The 16982-nt window shown below is 47.8% G+C and carries 12 protein-coding genes; 7 read left to right on the top strand and 5 right to left on the bottom strand.

Annotation, left to right across the window (positions count from 1 at the left end; all coding sequences use genetic code 11):
• Positions 1–196: 196 nt before the first annotated feature.
• From BZG20_RS06445 to BZG20_RS06425, 5 genes are all read left to right on the top strand, one after another.
• Complete coding sequence (locus tag BZG20_RS06445) at positions 197–2464, top strand: response regulator (RefSeq protein ID WP_077578484.1); 2268 nt, start codon at positions 197–199, stop codon at positions 2462–2464.
• Positions 2465–2615: 151 nt separating this feature from the next.
• Positions 2616–3623, top strand: a complete 1008-nt coding sequence (locus tag BZG20_RS06440; protein WP_077578483.1) for a sphingomyelin phosphodiesterase — start codon at positions 2616–2618, stop codon at positions 3621–3623.
• Between the two features lie 275 nt (positions 3624–3898).
• On the top strand, positions 3899–5041 hold the full coding sequence (locus tag BZG20_RS06435) for an HDOD domain-containing protein (protein WP_077578482.1): 1143 nt from the start codon (positions 3899–3901) through the stop codon (positions 5039–5041).
• A 67-nt stretch (positions 5042–5108) separates the two neighbouring features.
• A complete protein-coding gene (locus BZG20_RS06430; RefSeq protein WP_077578481.1) occupies positions 5109–6434 on the top strand; it encodes an ATP-binding protein in 1326 nt (441 codons plus the stop codon).
• Positions 6431–8056, top strand: a complete 1626-nt coding sequence (locus BZG20_RS06425) for an EAL domain-containing protein (protein ID WP_077578480.1) — start codon at positions 6431–6433, stop codon at positions 8054–8056. Before BZG20_RS06430 ends, BZG20_RS06425 begins: the two co-directional genes overlap by 4 nt.
• Positions 8057–8065: 9 nt before the next feature.
• Here the strand turns inward: BZG20_RS06425 and BZG20_RS06420 are convergent, their stop codons facing one another.
• The 5 genes from BZG20_RS06420 to BZG20_RS06400 form a co-directional block, all read right to left on the bottom strand.
• Positions 8066–9700: an ATP-binding protein gene (locus BZG20_RS06420; RefSeq protein WP_077578479.1), complete on the bottom strand. Its 1635-nt coding sequence runs from the start codon at positions 9698–9700 to the stop codon at positions 8066–8068.
• A gap of 3 nt (positions 9701–9703) precedes the next feature.
• Positions 9704–10522, bottom strand: coding sequence for a phosphate/phosphite/phosphonate ABC transporter substrate-binding protein (locus tag BZG20_RS06415; protein WP_077578478.1), 819 nt, complete (start codon positions 10520–10522; stop codon positions 9704–9706).
• Positions 10523–10798: 276 nt separating this feature from the next.
• Complete coding sequence (locus tag BZG20_RS06410; protein ID WP_077578477.1) at positions 10799–13087, bottom strand: TonB-dependent receptor; 2289 nt, start codon at positions 13085–13087, stop codon at positions 10799–10801.
• A 391-nt stretch (positions 13088–13478) separates the two neighbouring features.
• Positions 13479–13784 (bottom strand): DUF496 family protein, encoded by a 306-nt coding sequence (locus tag BZG20_RS06405; protein ID WP_046075653.1) that lies wholly within the window; start codon positions 13782–13784, stop codon positions 13479–13481.
• A gap of 276 nt (positions 13785–14060) precedes the next feature.
• Positions 14061–14990, bottom strand: coding sequence for a chemotaxis protein CheV (locus BZG20_RS06400; RefSeq protein ID WP_046075654.1), 930 nt, complete (start codon positions 14988–14990; stop codon positions 14061–14063).
• Positions 14991–15417: 427 nt separating this feature from the next.
• Here BZG20_RS06400 and BZG20_RS06395 point away from each other — a divergent pair, with 427 nt between their 5' ends.
• Positions 15418–16362: a chemotaxis protein CheV gene (locus tag BZG20_RS06395; protein WP_046075655.1), complete on the top strand. Its 945-nt coding sequence runs from the start codon at positions 15418–15420 to the stop codon at positions 16360–16362.
• Between the two features lie 73 nt (positions 16363–16435).
• On the top strand, positions 16436–16927 hold the full coding sequence (locus tag BZG20_RS06390) for a histidine phosphatase family protein (RefSeq protein WP_046075656.1): 492 nt from the start codon (positions 16436–16438) through the stop codon (positions 16925–16927).
• The last annotated feature ends 55 nt before the right edge of the window (positions 16928–16982 follow it).

Genomic DNA, 16982 nt, shown 5'->3' with positions numbered 1-16982 from the left:
GAGGCTGCGATACGGGTTATCCGGATAAACTGACTCAAGTCGATAGGCTGTCGTTATTTGTAGACACCCTATGTTATTGGCGCTCCTTTGTGAGCGCCTTTTTTGTTCTTTTTCGCCCACTAACTAGGACATTTCTCGCCCAAAATAAGATTAGACTCTATGATTAGCAGAGAAGCTTTTTCGATAAAAGGTGATTATGAAGGTAGGCAGCCCCCTGACTCGCCCCTCTCTTTCTGCGGGAATCATTACCAAGCTAGCCTTAAGCTGGACCGTACTGACAGCGTTATTTGCGGCGCTTCTCCTGCTGGGCGATTACCAAACGCATAAAGCAGATGTCGATCGCGCCTTGCAAGAGGTGGGCAACAGAGATCTCAGTGCAATGACTGGACATCTATGGCGTGTGGAAACGCAAGCGTTTGAGCAACGGATAGAGCAGCTCATCGCCCAACCTGAGATTGATTATATCCATGTGTATGATGCCGATGGCTCGTTAATTGAGCGTGGCGTGGAGCCTGCTGCACAATCGTTGCAAAAGCGTTGGTCGTTAATTGCAAGAGACGAGGGAAACGAGTATACCCTTGGGCAACTTGAGGTGGCGTCAAATTATACGGCGTTAAATGCCTACTTTGGCGATAGTGCCCAGTGGGTTTTTCTTGGATGGTTGGCTGTTTCAGGATTGGGGATCTTAAGCTCGATATGGATTGTGCGTCGCCACTTAGAAAGGCCGTTAGTGGCGCTACACCAGCAGGTCAACCAGTGGGATAATGGCGTACCCACGCCGATTCAGGTCCCCCCCCAATTCCATCATTGGCGAGGTTTTGAAACGCGTTATAACGCTATGATCACGGTGCTAGGGCAACAACTGGCTCAGTTGGAGGACGCGAAGCACGACGCTGAAAAGGCTAGCCAAAAGAAAAGTGAGTTTTTGGCCAACATGAGCCATGAAATCCGTACTCCAATGAACGGCATTATTGGGATGGCCTCGCTGTTAAAAAGCACTCGCTTAAACAAAGAGCAACAAGAGTTTGTCGAGATGTTGGAAACATCGTCGATGTCGTTATTAGATATCATTAACGACATCCTCGACTTCTCTAAAATTGAAGCAGGTAAGTTAGAACTGGAACCATTAGAGCTCAATATATTTGAGTTGGGGAAAGATCTTGAGAATCTGTTCATTCTCCGAGCGAAGGAAAAGCAGCTCGCTTTTCGCTGCGAAATAGATGCTGATATTTCCCCTTTGTTGATAGGTGATGCACCACGATTACGCCAAGTGATGATTAATTTGGTGGGTAATGCAATCAAGTTTACTGAGCGTGGGGAAGTGGTTGTCTCTATCAAGCAGGTGAGTGACGAGGATACGGCCAGTGTGCTTCGTTTTGAAGTGAGTGATACCGGGCCTGGCATTCCCGTTGAAGAACAAAGCCGTATTTTTGGTAAGTTCGAACAAGGTGACTCCTTAACAGCAACCGCCCGAGGTACCGGGCTTGGGCTCGCCATCTCACAGCAAATTGTCAATTTAATGGGGGGGCGAATTACCCTCAACAGTGAAGTGAATGTGGGCAGTGTGTTTACCTTCACCGCGCGTTTTGATTGTGCGGATATTCCGTTAGCCACGCCAGTTGAGGCGTATCTTTTCGCGGGCGCCCCGATGTTATTGGTAGATGATAGTCGTTTAAACATGCGCATCACCACGGCACAATTGAGTAACCTTGGTTGCCAAGTCACATGCTGCATGCACCCGGATGACGTGATTCCTTTAATTCGCGAACGCCTTGATAGCCACTATCCATTTAAAGTGATTTTACTCGATAAAGTGATGCCCAAAATGGACGGTTTTCGCTTGGCTGAACAAATCATTACCACGTTTGGAGATAAAAGCCCTGCGATCATGATGTTAACGGCGGCGCCCGATGCATTGGATAAGCCGCGGATTGAACGCTCAGGCATAGAGGGTTACTTAGGCCGTCCCTACCAATTTAATGACTTAAAAGCGCATTTGGTGCGCATCTTACAACAGCGCCAACCGACACTGGGGGTCGTACGATCTACCGGAAAAGGCACATCGCTGGCTGGATTGCATGTCTTGGTCGTTGAAGATTCCAAAGTTAATCAACGAGTGACTGAGGCGATGTTGACCCAACTAGGGATACATGTTCGCTCGGCTGCCGATGGTGAGCAGGCGCTGGCACTGTGGAAAAGCCAACCTTTTGACGCGATTTTCATGGATTGTCAGATGCCTGTGATGGACGGTTACCAAGCCGCTGAACACATTCGAGCACAAGAATCGCGCTTTAATCGAACCCCCATTATTGCACTGACCGCGAATGCGACAACGGAAGACAAGGAAGCGTGTTTAGCCGCGGGTATGGATGATTATATTGCCAAACCGGTCAGGCAGCATGAGCTCGCGACCATGTTGAGAAAACATACCTTTACCTCGCAAACTTACTTAGTGAAGCATTAATGACGTAATACAAGGAACGTGAGCTTAGTTACAAAAATATCAGAAAAAGTAAACAAATCCTGGGGCGGCTCACGCCATTTTCGTTAGGCTTCTAATCTTTTGGTGGGCGAAACACCTAAAACAATTAGAAAGCAAAACGAAAAGAGGAAACATGAAAATCAATAAACTGCTCTCAACGGCAGCTGCGTTGCTGCTTAGTCTCAGTGCGCATGCGGGTCAGCTCAACGTCATGGCGTATAACATTATGCAACTAAGTAACCTACAAGACTGGGATCAAGCTGAGCGTGCCGCCCGTCTGCCGCAAGCGATTGCCGATATGGACACTCAGCCTGATGTGATTTTGATCAGTGAGGCCTTTAACGCGGAAGCCGAGCAAGCGATGAATCAGCTGGCAAGCTTATACCCCTATCAAACACCCAATGTCGGACAAGACTGCAGTGGGGAAGGTTGGGATGCGCTGACTGGAGATTGTTCCAATTCTTTATTTGTCGTGCGTGGCGGCGTGACTATCCTTTCTAAATACCCCATTTTGACTCAAAAGGCGCACGTTTATCATCAAAGCTTGAAAGGTAGCTGGGACTATCAAGCCAACAAAGGCTTTGCCTACGTTGAGATCGATAAAGAAGGTGAAGCCTTTCACTTAATTGGCACCCATTTACAGGCAACGCACGATGGCATGTCTGATGAGGAGCACCAAGTGCGCCTTGGTCAGCTTAGCGAAATCAAAGACTTCATCGACAAGGCGGCGATTCCCGCTGAGGAGCCTGTGATTATTGGTGGTGACATGAACGTAGAGTGGAGTCGCCAAGATGAAATCAACGACATGAAAGTAGCATTAAATGGCGCATTGCGGTTCACCGAGCCTGAGGTAACGTCTTTTTCCGCCAAGCATAATTGGTTCACGAAAGCGAACGCGTATCACTTTGAATATGACCTTAACTACAACACGACGCTAGATTATATTTTGTGGAGCCGTGACCATGCACTGCCTGCCAATCAACCTGAGATGAAGGTGGTGCAATTAACCGCCAACGATGACTGGTATTGGGACTACCTTGAAGGCGAGTGGCCGCAAGCGGCTGGACAAACCTATCATGATGGTTACTACCATGAACTCTCTGACCACTATCCGGTCATGGTACAGTTTGAATTTGAGTAATTTCAGCGCTTGATAGAGTGCATTGTTACAGGGCTCAACCATGTTGAGCCCGCTTTCCCTCCCTCCCCCTATTAACGTTATCCAGACACCGCTAATTTCGTCCCGTATGCCAAGACAGTCTGGGATTTTGGACTACGCTTACTGAAAGGATTGCTGGGTATCTCACTTTGGATAAGGTTCCACTGAGATAAGTCGCAGCGTTGATTACTCTCTCACTTACTGCCTAACGATAGCGCTGGGTCGTTTGAGGACAACGATGAGAATACGAGGGAAGCATGAGTAGGCCGCGTTTCCATGTCATCTACGTTGACGATGACGCGCTCACATTAAAGGCGATTGGTCGGGTGATTCGCCGCTTGAAACCGAGTTGGGCTATCAGCTTGATTAAGAATCCTACCCATTGGGAGAAAGGCCTGTTAGATGATCAGTCCCCTTCTCTGGTGATCAGTGATCTACTGATGCCCAAGCTAAAGGGGGATGCGTTATTAGAGCAGGTTCGAGCGCGCTTTCCTGGTACGATACGTGCCCTGATAACAGGGGATACGCGCCAAAAAATTACCGAACTCGCGACGCCTAGTGTGCACTTCGTCCTACCCAAACCCTTCTCTGAAGATGACTTTGATAATGTGCTTAATAGTGTTGAGCGCCTCTATAAGTTGCCGATTGATGCTGAAACGCGTAACCGGTTAGTCGGTATTGAGGATTTTCCCGTCTTGCCTGACTGCGTGCGCCGTTTACGTGCCACGATTAATGATCCCCATTCAGACATGGAACAAATTGCACGAGTGGTCAGCGAAGAGCCTCCCCTAGTTGCCCGACTTTTACAGCTTGCTAATTCTGCTTATTTGGGCTTTCGAAACCGGACTTGGTCAATAGAAACAGCGATTAATCGGCTGGGCATTCAATCGGTCGAGTCAATTGCTGCCACTATGGTGGGACATAATGCCTTTAAGCACTTGTCCACCAAAGAGCACTATGCCGTGGTGGATGAACATATTGAACTGGCTAATGTGAGTAAGTCGCTGGGACTATTCCTTGGGTATGACAAAGCGCATGCAGAGCGTTTGTATCTCGCATCAGTGTTGTCTTCGTTAGGGGAACTGATGGCGCGAGAGCTTGGCTGTCGTGAAAGTAGCAACAATCCCATTTGCGATTTACCTGCCCGTTTTGATACTGCGCTTGTCGTCTCGAGTTATATCATTATTTTGTGGGGCTATGATTTTGAGCTTGCAGAGATTGTGTTGGCAAGCGGCGCCATCCCGTTATCCCCTGAAAGTGAGCGAACCAAGGATGGCGCGCTATTGCATTACTGCCGGCAGTGGATTAATGCAAACGATATTGATAAAGCCAAGCTTTTACAGTCTTGGTCGGCCAATATCGGCGCTTTTTTTACTCAGTCGTATAAGGAGACGATTTGAATGTGCCGGATAACAATCTATGACGCTGTGGTTTGCTGTGCATGTGGCATAAACATGGAAGGGGAACGTGGAGGATAACAAGATTTCACCCGCGATTTTAAATGGGCTCTCTATCGCGGTATGTCTTATCGATCGTGACTATCGTATCGTTGACGCCAATACCTGCTTTCTTCGCAGCCTCAACGCAGCAAACGACGCCCTCGTTGGAGACGCGCTGTTAGCGCGTCTTCCTGCTCATCATCAATTTTTACAACAAAACATCGACACGGTTTTCTCGACGCAAGCGCCATTGCAGTCATCCGGCGCTGTCATTGTAGATATATGCGGGGATGTTGATGGGGCATACATATGGCAAGACGTCGAGTTTCTTCCCATTCTGTCAGTGCATGGCGAGGTCACACAGGTCGCCATTTGTTTTTATCGCCCGACAGCGTTGGCGGCCCCTACGCGAGAGGCTCTTCCCTCTATCCCAGATACTGAGCGACTCAAACGAAGCACTGAGGCGTATCAAGAGGTCGTTTCAGAACTCAAGCAGTTACAGAGTCAACTGCTTCAGTCAGAGAAAATGGCGTCGATTGGGCAAATATCGGCGGGAATTGCCCATGAAATTAATAACCCTATCGCTTTTATCTCCTCCAACATTCGCACGCTATACGACTATCTAGATAAATTTACCGCCTATGTCCGTTGTTTGGACGAAAAGATAGAGAGCACCGACAATAGGGCCTTACTGGCAGACCGACAGGTGCTAAAAGACGATATTCAATTGAGTTATTTACTCGAAGATGCCAGCGATCTGATTGAAGAGTCGTTAGAAGGGATCACGCGAGTGATGACGATTGTCAAAGATCTCAAAGAATTTTCACACGTTGACAATGGTGAATGGGCGACCACTGATATTCGCCGCGGTATCGACTCGACACTGAAAATCATCCATAACGAGATTAAGTATGCGATTGAAATAGAGAGAAACTACTCGCCTCAGACACCTGATATCCTTTGTCAGCCCATGCAGTTGAATCAAGTTTTTCTCAATCTACTCATTAATGCCGCACACGCGATTGAGGGCGAGGGAAACATAAAGATTTCTGTCGCCCCCCTCGATGAAGAGCATCTGATTATTGAAATCAAAGATAACGGCCAAGGGATCCCAGAAGAGGCGCTGGCGACGATTTTCGAGCCATTTTATACCACCAAACCGGTCGGGCAGGGGACGGGGCTTGGCTTGTCCGTCTCGCGCGATATTGTTGTCGCTCACGGTGGCCAAATCACAGTAACCAGTGAGCAAGGAAAAGGGACGACGTTTACGATTGTGTTGCCTTGCTCGGGAAATCAGGCTGAGGGTATTTCTTCGCCAGTCCATGAGGTGATGAAAGGAGGGCGCAGCCCATGATGACGTACACGGAAATTCTATTGGTTGATGATGAGCCGCATATCCTACGTGCACTAAAGCGAGAACTGCGTCGTTTTGTGGCGCATATTCATACCGCAGAGTCGGGGCAGCAGGCGCTTGCTATTTTATCTGAACATCACATTGGCCTCGTGATTTCCGATTACCGGATGCCGCACATGGACGGTGCGGAATTACTGATTAACATTCATCAACGTTATCCTGATATTGCCACCATCATGTTATCCGGACAAGCCGATTTGCCGGGTGTTTCCCGGGCCATCAATGCCGGCGCATTGAGCCAATACGTTAGCAAACCTTGGGATCGCGAGGTGCTGTGCGATACGGTTAAAACGATCTTGAGCAATAAACAAGCGTCTTTGCCGCACGACACGCTGACGAGATGCCTTTCGCAAGACGCCCTTAATCAGCGCATTCAAGCTATGGCGGTGGATGTCAAAACGCCGTGGTTGGTGGTGATTATTGATAGTCAAGGAACCAGCACGATTAATGAAACCCAGTCGGTGATGGCGGGGAATCATCAGTTACAGCATGTCAGTGAACATCTTCATCAAATAACGGAATTTCACTGGTACCGCATCGCAGATAAGTTTGTGGGGTTGTTGGCGTACTCCTCGACAGGTCATTGTTTGTTAAATACGTTGATTGAGAGCTTGAACCGTGCCAGTGAGGAGAAAGCACTACCTACACGATTGATGGTCAGCGCGCTTCGCTCTTGGCAGGAGATATCCTTCGAGACGATTCAGGCGCGTAAAGCGAAAAAAATACCGCTTTATGATGCGCACTATTGGCTTCCTTGTCCTGATGGGCATCAAGACGACGCAACGTTGCGTACTTTGATTCGCGATATTGAAGCCAAACACTTCGAGGCATTTTTTCAACCACAATTGAATATTGTGACTGACGAAATTGATGGCTTTGAAGCACTGGTGAGACGTCGACTCGAATCGGGTGGTTATCAAAGTCCAGCGGCGTTTTTGCCTTTGCTAAGTCAATACCAGCTCGAAGACGTGTTAACCACCGCGATGTTTGAACAAGCGCTGGAAGCGATTCGTTTATTACGCCAGGCAGATATTCTCAAGACAATCAGTGTCAATGTGACCGCTCGGCAGTTGGAGACGGGATTTGTGGTAGGCGTGATTCAGCGCCTTTTGCCTGACTATCCAGATGATGTCCCGCAACTGGAGGTTGAGCTGGTCGAAACCGACAGGATCCATAACTTTACGCATGCCCACCAACAAATGGATTGTTTGAAATCACTCGGTATTTCCTGTGCGTTAGATGATTTTGGTACCGGCTTTGCTGGCTTTGAATCCATGTGTGATTTACCTTTTGACGTGATAAAAATTGATGGTCGCTTTGTTCGTAATATCGGCCAGAGTGAAATGGACGAAGTGATCTTGTCATCGATTAGCCAGAGTGCGGCGTTAATGAATGTAGAGGTGGTTGCTGAGTGGGTCGAAAATCAAAACCAAATTGACTTTTTGAGAGAAAAAGGGTGCACGCGTGTACAGGGCTATGGCATTGGTGCGCCGCTTAGCCGTGATCATCTCCTGGAGTTTTTAGCGACTTTTAAACACAACAACATACCCTCTCAAGCATAGCGGCAGTGATTAAGCATTATTCGCCGCTGCATGAGTGACCTGACGCACGAGTACGATGGTCGCTGTGGTGCCGTCCGTGGTTGAAGTAAGCTGTATCGTCCCTTGATGATGGCGAACAATATCATAGGCATAAGTCAACCCGAGCCCCATACCTTGTCCAACGGGCAAGGTGGTGAAGAAGGGATCGTAAACACGGTGGCTGTCATCTTGAGGTAGCCCTGGTCCTGAGTCTTTCACCGTGATGGTGCACAAATCGTCATTCTCCATACCGGCTACGTCAATATGATGTGTCATCGTTGCATGACCGCGTTCACAAGCTTGAAGTGCATTTTTGAGCACTTCTTTAAACAGCATGACCAGTTCGTCATGGCGGCCCATCACTGGAGGAAGTTGATAGATACTGGCAGCAATAGATATGTTGATATTCTTGGGTGGAGACAGGGTATTCAGCGCCTCATCAATCACCGCAAAGATTTCAACGCTTTGAAAGTGTTGGCGTGTTTGTTGATTATAACTGGAGTACTGCTGTAAGGCGGAAACAATATTGATCACGCGTTGCACACAGTCGTTAGCATCGGCAAGGCTATCACTGAAATCATCGTAGATGTCATCCACGAAGTGACGTTGTTTCCAGCGAGTGAGGGTCTCAATTGGCTCTGATTGGTGAACAACTCGCTCGGCAATATCTGTCCACTTTTGATAGGTCTCGAGATACTCTTGACACATTTGAAGGTTACTTTTCACCACGCCGATGGGGTTATTGATCTCATGAGCAACTCCTGCCGCCATGGTCCCAATCGAGGCCATTTTCTCGCTTTCGACCAGCTTCTCCTGCGTTTGCTTGAGTTGATGATTTATCTCGCGTAGCTGTTCATTCGATTGCACTAGGTCAGCGGTACGTCGCGCCACCTTGGTTTCCAGCGATTGATTCGCTTCCTCTAACCGCTTTTGGTAGGTCTCGGTTTTGTTTTCGGAATCACGCAATGCTTGAATCATATTGGTAAACGCGGTAGCCACACTGGCCAGTTCATCTTTGCCGTGGGTTGAAATGTGAACGTTTCTTTTGCCACTGGCGATAGTATCGGCGGCGTTTTTAAGCTCTGATAAGCGCTGGGTGAGATAGCTCCCCAATAGATAAGAGAATAAGGCCACTAACAGCATCTCGCCCAGCACAATGAGCATGCTCCAGTTTTTGGCATCTTGTATCTGGCTCAATAGGCCTGTTAGGTCAAAGCCAATCCAGACCGATCCAAACTCAATGTTCGACTCGGAAATGGTCGCGCGTACATCATACAGTCCATCCGTGACGGACTGTGCATTCATCTCAAGAATGTCTGTATTGAAAGAATCAGGAAGGTCCCCGGCTGATGATAGGATGCTTCCGTTATCGCCTACAACCGCGACATACATAATATCGCTGTTATGGAGTAGCTCTTGAGTAAAGGAGTCAACAGTGGCGAGATCGAACGATAACACCGCATTTTTTACCGTGGAAGCGAATAACTGGGTTGTTGAACTGGCACGTTGGTTGAGCCCTTGGTAGTTGGTGGTTTCTAAATAGTTGAGAGTCAAAGTCAGCAGAATCGCCAACAGGATCGCCTCAATCAGAGCGACACCTAAGATGGTTTTTAATCGTAAGGACATGGGCTAGTCACTCAATAAGTGTTGCAACAGCGTAATATTTAACGCTCTTACATCGTCCCAATCCTCGTTCTGTGCTGGCTCTATCCCTTTAAAACTGATATTTCCCAGCAGCGTTTGGCCCTTGTCACTGTTATTGAGGGAGAGAAAGGCCGCTTTAATCGCATCGGCGACTTGAGGGTCAAGGTCAGGATGAAATGCGAACGCATGAGGTGTGTAGCCGGGGGTTTTCCATAATACTTGCAACTGTTTGCTAACCACGGGATCGGTATTATTAAACGTCCGTTCAATGCCACCACCGGCAATAAAGAAATCTCGCGCAACGTTTAAGTAAACGGAGTCATGGGACGAGACATATTGCGGTGTAATGTTTATGCCTTGATTTTTCAGCGCGGCACGAGGCACCACACTGGCGGCAAACGCGGCCGGTGAAGGAAACGCTAAGCGCTTGCCATCGAGCGCTTCAAGTGAGGAAATGGACGCGTCTTTTTTGACGACTAAAATACCGTGAATCCGCTTATCTTTTTGCTTCGCAAATGCTTGGTAGCCAGGTTTTTGGTGGAAAACCGTATAGTGGTAAGGATTCATGTAAGCGACATCATATTCACCGGTGAGTACACGTCCTTCGAATTCGGGAATGTCTTTGGCAGTACGAAAGACAAGGTTGTACCCCGATTGTTGAGAGACGTACTTTAAAATTGGACCCCAGTTGTTAGCCAATGTAATTGCAGATTGCTGTGGCACGATACCAAAGGTAATGTCTCTTGCGTGAGCGTGGCTAACGAGGGTAATGCTGAGTAAAAAAGACAGCAAAATGACTTTCATTCATTCTTTCTCGCGATGTGATTGATGAACTACCAAACAGTGTAGTTACTGACTTCATCCCTTGCCACGCAATGAAGCGTGATTAAGCCAATGAAATCACATTGTAATCACACCACGCGCTTTTCTTATTTGGGACGAAACGGCAGTGATACCCACGCGAGCTGTTCGTTCTTCATGACAGACGACGGGGTGTCAGTGGGTGAGGGTATTGGTAGGAAAACCGGGAAGCTGCAACGTCCAGGCGCCCAGCAGGACTGGGCGCGAAAAGGAACATAATTAAAACGTGGCGCTGTAGCTTAAGCTAAAGGTGCGGCCAACGCCTTGATAGGTGACTAGATCCGCTGGAATACTTGGGCTATAGACTTTTTGTGCCTTTTGACTCCAAATAGTTAGGTAATCTTTATCCAGTAGATTTTGGATACCAAAGTTAATTTGACCGACTGGCAAGGCGTAGTAACCATTGAGACCGACAAGTTCATAGCCCTCGAGGCGATCACCCTCTTTATCTGATAAGTCACCAACATGTTGCAGGTTAAGCTCAGTGCCCCAATCGAAGTTATCGTATCCGATCGCTGCCATCGCCGTTGATGGGCTGGCGGTGTAGATACTCAGGTCTTTCCATGTGCCTTTATCTTTTTCCTCACTTTCGACAAGATGGCCTTGCAAGCGAGAGTACCAATTATCAGAAATATAGTAGTTGACTTGACCTTCTAAGCCATAAATACGTTGTTCATTGTTATCTAGCTCGAGCTGTGTATTGGAGTATTTGTAGGTTTTGTCAGAAAGTGAATAGTACGCAGATAACTGAGTGTTAAATGATGCATTGCTTAGGCGCCACCCTAGCTCGTAAGAGTCTGTTTTTTGACCATCGAGGCCTACATTACTGACGCTAACGTAATCATCTAAAGCAGAGCCAGAGTATGAGCCGTAGCCGTAAAACTTACTGGGATCGGGCATATTGAAGCCTTGGCTAAAGTTTGCCCATACTTGTTGCTTGTCAGTAAGGTCATATTTAATTCCGGCATTAAAGAGCCAGATATCTTTATCCGCTTTACCGCCAGGGATAGCTTCTGCCTGCGGTTTTCCGTCTAGCAGGGTAGCGAGTTGCTTATATACACTGACAAAACTATCACCATCATACTCAGTATTTTGATAGCGAATGCCAGCGAACAAGTTAGTTTTATCTGTGATTGCCCAATCAATTTGGCTGAAGACCCCGATATTTTGTGTGGTGAAGTCAGGATAACGATCGATATTTGCTTTGTGCTTAAAGCTCAACCCTTGGCTCGTTGCACTAACTGATGGGTCGTAGATACGTTGAAACGCACTAAAGGTCTCATGCGAATAGTCCACACCATAGTTCAGTGTTGCCTGAGTAAAGTCTTTTTGTAGCAGCAATTTTGCGCCTAGTACGTCATTGCTCTGCTCTGAGGCACCGAATGCTAGTGTGGGAGCTGATATATCACCAGAAAGAGCGTAATCAACTTTTTGCTTGAATGACTCGGAAATCATTGGAAAGGGAAAGTTCCCGAATGTCTCTTCGCGGTAATAGACTTGAGCCAAAAGGGAGTGACCAGCGACATTAGCGTGACTATATTGAGTGTTAAGCATCAACCTTTCGGTAAAAGGCTGCTCGCTTAACACTAATCCGTCCGAGCGCTTCAAATAAGATGAGTCTATCAAGCCAGCATATAATTCTACATCGCCATATCCAGCGTAATCCGGATAGATATTGCCTACAGGAACGGATGTTTTAGGCCCGTAATCAATCCCATAATCCGTATCTTGCTGACTGTTATAGTATTGTGCAGTCAGGGAAAGGTGCTGCTTGTCGTCAGGGCTGTAATCTAAGTTACCCATTACATCAATGCTGTCATTGAATTGGGTATCAGTTTGGGTGACATCGGGCAAAATAGGATCGCCATTGCCGTCGTAGGCCGCACCTTTACCTTCATACGCCACGGATAAGCGCCCTTGCAAGGTTTCACTGCCGCCGGATACCGCGACTGCGGCTTTCTTGGTCAGGTCTTCGCTGTTGTTAAACCCAGTGGTGACGCCAGTCTGCACCTCGAGTTGCGCATCGCCTGCTTCACCTCGTTTGGTGATGATATTGATAATACCGCCGGTTGCGCCCGCGCCATAAATGGAGGTCGCGCCTGACAGTACCTCAACACGGGCGACATTAAAGGGGTCGATACTATCCAGTTGGCGGCTAATGGTGCGAGCGGCATTCAATGCCACGCCATCAATCATGATTTGCGCGCTGCGGCCACGTAAATTCTGTGAGGCGTTGGTACGTGCGTTGGTGCTGCCAAAGTCAAAGCTTGGGATCAGCTTTCCTAGCGCCCCTTTTAATGACTCACCGCCTTGAATTTCACGGGTTAATTCTTCATTGGTGATCACCCAGTTGGTGCTGGCTGAATCGGCGATCGTGGTTTGAATTTTACTGCCGGTGACAATGATGGTTTCGGTATTGGCCGCAGAAGGGGCGGCGTGGGCGAGATGGGCACTGAGCACTAACGCCAGCGGTGAGAGCGAAAAGCTGACTGCTTTTTTGGTGTTCATAATTATCCTTATACGTTACAACCCTGCAGGGCATAGTGAGGCTGCCTCCCTGCAGATACGTCTACGTCACTACCTTTTTCCAGTATCAAATGATAATGGATATCATTATGATTATTGATATGTAACCTGATTGTCAATACATAGATAGTTGGATTGATGCATTTAATCTAGCCTCTTGAAAAAAGAGTATAAAAACGCAATGACTAAATAAGCCTGTGTCTAGTGATATCCGCACGTCGACAAATCGTTTGGCACAAGCTAACGCGGTAGGGAATGACTGAAGAGGGGAAACATCTGGACGCTATGAAGAAATCCATCAAAAAAGCCAGCTACTGGAGCTGGCCTAAGAACTGTCAACCTATTTTAGGACGAGACATTCCTTAATGTGGGCTTATTTGCCGCCCTTGCTTTGTTTAGTTAGTTCTTTGATAGTGCGGCTGATTTCACGGCGCTGCTTAGAAATTTCCGCATTTTTGATGATGTGGTCATCAACGCGATCTTCGTAATCGCCTTTCATGTTTTTGATGATCTCCACGATCTCTTCATAGGACATCTCTGGCTGGATGTAGTCGAGCAAGTTTTCTAACAGCACCACCCGCTTTTGGTTGTCGCGGATTTTCTTGTCGTTGTCCTGGATTTCGCGCTTCAGTTTGTTCTTTTGTCGTGAGTGCTTAACGATCTCGTATACGCTGGTCATAGTAGTCGCCTTCTATCTTTTGAAGTATGAAAAAATTAAACCACAAGCGCTGCCGCAAACCCAGTCTTTTCGCGCTTGAAGTGAGGAGTTTTTAAACACTTGAATGAAACAGGCGGGTGAAGAAAAGACATTGTGAGGCCAGTTTATCAACAACCTCATTAGCTGGCTAAACCGTCACCCTACCTTCTTCGCTGATTGATGGTGGCAACGATAACAGGTGAGCATTGACAGTGTCATGACACATATCAAGGCTCACCGATAACGTGGTAATCACGCTCAGTAGTCGGTTGGGCTGCCCTCGAGCTTGACCGATGAACCGGATGTTTTCATCATCGCGCCGCGCAACATGGCTTGCACTAGCTCAGTGGCATCGAATTTCGTCAGTGCTTCGTGCGCCCCGACTTGTTTGGCACGGTCGACACTGATATCACTTGATAGCGAGGTGTGTAATATCAAGTAAGCTTCCGCCAGCTTATCGTCGCTGCGGATTTCAAAGGCTAGCTCATAGCCATCAATCCCAGGCATTTCGATATCGCTAACAATAATATCAAATGGCTTGCCGGCTGAGGCGGCATTTTTCATCATTTGCAGCGCTTCTAGGCCGTTATTGGTGACAAAGTAGGGGATGTTTATACTATCAAGCGCCTCTGATAATTGCCGTCTCGCCGTCAATGAGTCATCGACCAAGAGGATATTCATGGGTTTGAGTTTCTCACGATCGACGTCGGCTAAGATGGGGTGCAGCTTGTCAGGATCAGAGGGGAAAATGTGCTCCATAATGTATTCAACATCAAGCAGTTGCACCAACTTGTCGTCGATGTTCATCACGCCGGTAAGAAACGCGCGTGTTCCTAAGGTTTCCGGTGGCTCTGAAATAGAACGCCAATCGCACTCGCTGATCTTGTCGATTCCACGGACCAAAAAGCCCATCACCCGGCGCTGACAATCGGTCACGATAATGTAGCAAGACTCCCATTCTGACTTGGCCACGGGTTTGTAGCCAATCGCTTTTGCCATATCAATGACAGGGGTCGCGATGCCACGGAAGCTAGTGGTTCCGATCACCGTTGGGTGAGATCCCGGCAAATCCGTGAGCGGCTGAAAAGGAATGATTTCTCGTACCTTCAGCGTGCCAATCGCGAAAGATTGGGTGGCGGTGAGGCGGAACATCAACATGCCTTGTGCTTGATTCGCTTTGCTCTTCATAGCATCACTCTGGGTGTTATCGTCAGTCTTCTGATTAGGGTAACAGTGTTGTCTCTAAACACCTATTCTTACCCCAAGGATAGGGCTAACGGGTGAAAAGATAAAACTTTTGCCTACCATTGTCTCACATTTGAAACTTATTGATAGTCTCATTTAAACGTGGTGTATACCACGCTTTTAGGCCACGGTTTTTGCTAAGATAGCGAAAGATATAGGCTAAGTGAGCCAGTCATTTAGACGTCACCTTCTGCAAAGAGGTTGCCTGTGGCTGTATCTTACCTAAAATAAGAAAGAACACGCTTTTTGTCTCGGTACTTGAAAGTCTCAGTGCAACGCGACACAAAAGCCCCAACATTGAGGCACGTTAGCAAGGATTTACGTGTCCGTATAAATGCGAATGAGCAGTAACACGACGGTTGAGTAGACTATGACCAATATTTTAGATTCGGTAGATTCGCGGACACGATTGGTGGGTGAAAACCGCCTCGAGCTTTTAATGTTTTACCTTGGCTCTACCCAACCTTTTGCCATCAACGTGTTTAAAGTACGTGAAGTCATCAAAGTGCCAAAGCTCAACCAAATGCCTGGCTCCCATCCGAACATCCGTGGCGTTGCCATGATTCGCGGCAAATCTATTCCGGTGATTGACCTACGTCAGTCTATCGGCATGGGCTCGATAGGCATGTCGGATGAATGTAACGTTATCGTGACTGAATATAACCGCACCATCCAAGCGTTCCTCGTTGGGCAGGTGATCAATATCAAAAACATGGGCTGGGATGAGATCATGGAGCCGCCTTCCAGCTCTGGACGCAATAATTACTTAACGGCCATTACTCGCCAAGACTTTGATGGTCAAACGCGTTTAGTGGAAATTGTGGATGTGGAAAAAGTGCTGGCTGAGATCGTTGCGTATGAAGTTGGCGTTTCTGAAGATGTCCTCGACCCGCAACTGACCCCTTATATGACAGGGCAGCGAGTACTGGTTGTCGATGACTCATCCACGGCGCGCGCGCAGGTTAGTGAAACCTTGTCGCAGTTTGGCGTTGAGTGCATCATCAAGAAAAATGGTGCTGAAGCACTGAATTTGCTCAAGAGTTGGTGCGATGAAGGCAAAAACGTGAGTGACGAAATTTTGCTTATGATCACTGATGCGGAAATGCCGGAAATGGACGGTTATAAACTGACGCATGAAGTGCGCTCTGATAGTCGGATGAGTGATTTGTACATTGCACTGAACACCTCACTAAGCGGTAGCTTCAATGAGGCAATGGTTGAAAAAGTGGGCTGTAATCAGTTTATCTCTAAATTCCAGCCCGACCTTTTGGTCAATGTGGTGCAGGAGCGTTTGCGCCAAGTCGTGGCGAGTTAAACCGCCTAGGCACCAGTGAAAACAAAAAGCGAGCCGTGGCTCGCTTTTTTTATTGAACATGGAGGGGGTGACGATGAAAACGGTATTTTTGATGCGCCACGCAAAATCGAGTTGGGATGATCCGAGCCTCGATGATCACGAACGTCCGCTCAATCCGAGAGGATTTCGGCAAGCGCCGCAAATGGCGGAGCGCTTGAATGCTTGGTTGCACCAGCCACAAACGATTGTGACCAGCACAGCGCAACGCGCGAAAGATACGGCAGTGCTGGTGGCACAAACGCTGACCGATAAGCCGCCCATTGTTTTAGAGGAAACGTTATACAGTGAGCATGCATCGGCAATCATTCATACCATCCAAGCACTCGAGTTAGAGCAAGATGTGGCGATGATTATTGGCCACAACCCCGCACTAAACAATTATTTGCATGGAGTGGGAATGACCAAGGATAACTTGCCGACCTCAGGTGTGGCGGTGGTGCAGTATCCCGTCGAGCACTGGACAGAGGTTGCGAATACGCATGCACAGCTTTGCTTTCTCGACTGGCCTAAGCGACTTCGAGGCTAGCGTCGTCTATGGAACAGGATGCTGTCATATGCATACTAGATATGGTGCGCTCTGA

The sequence above is a fragment of the Salinivibrio sp. IB868 genome, from assembly GCF_001995655.1.
Classification (GTDB): Bacteria; Pseudomonadota; Gammaproteobacteria; order Enterobacterales; family Vibrionaceae; genus Salinivibrio; species Salinivibrio siamensis.
The sequence above is the reverse complement of the archived record's forward strand: the minus strand, read 5'-3'. Positions and strand labels throughout refer to the sequence as shown.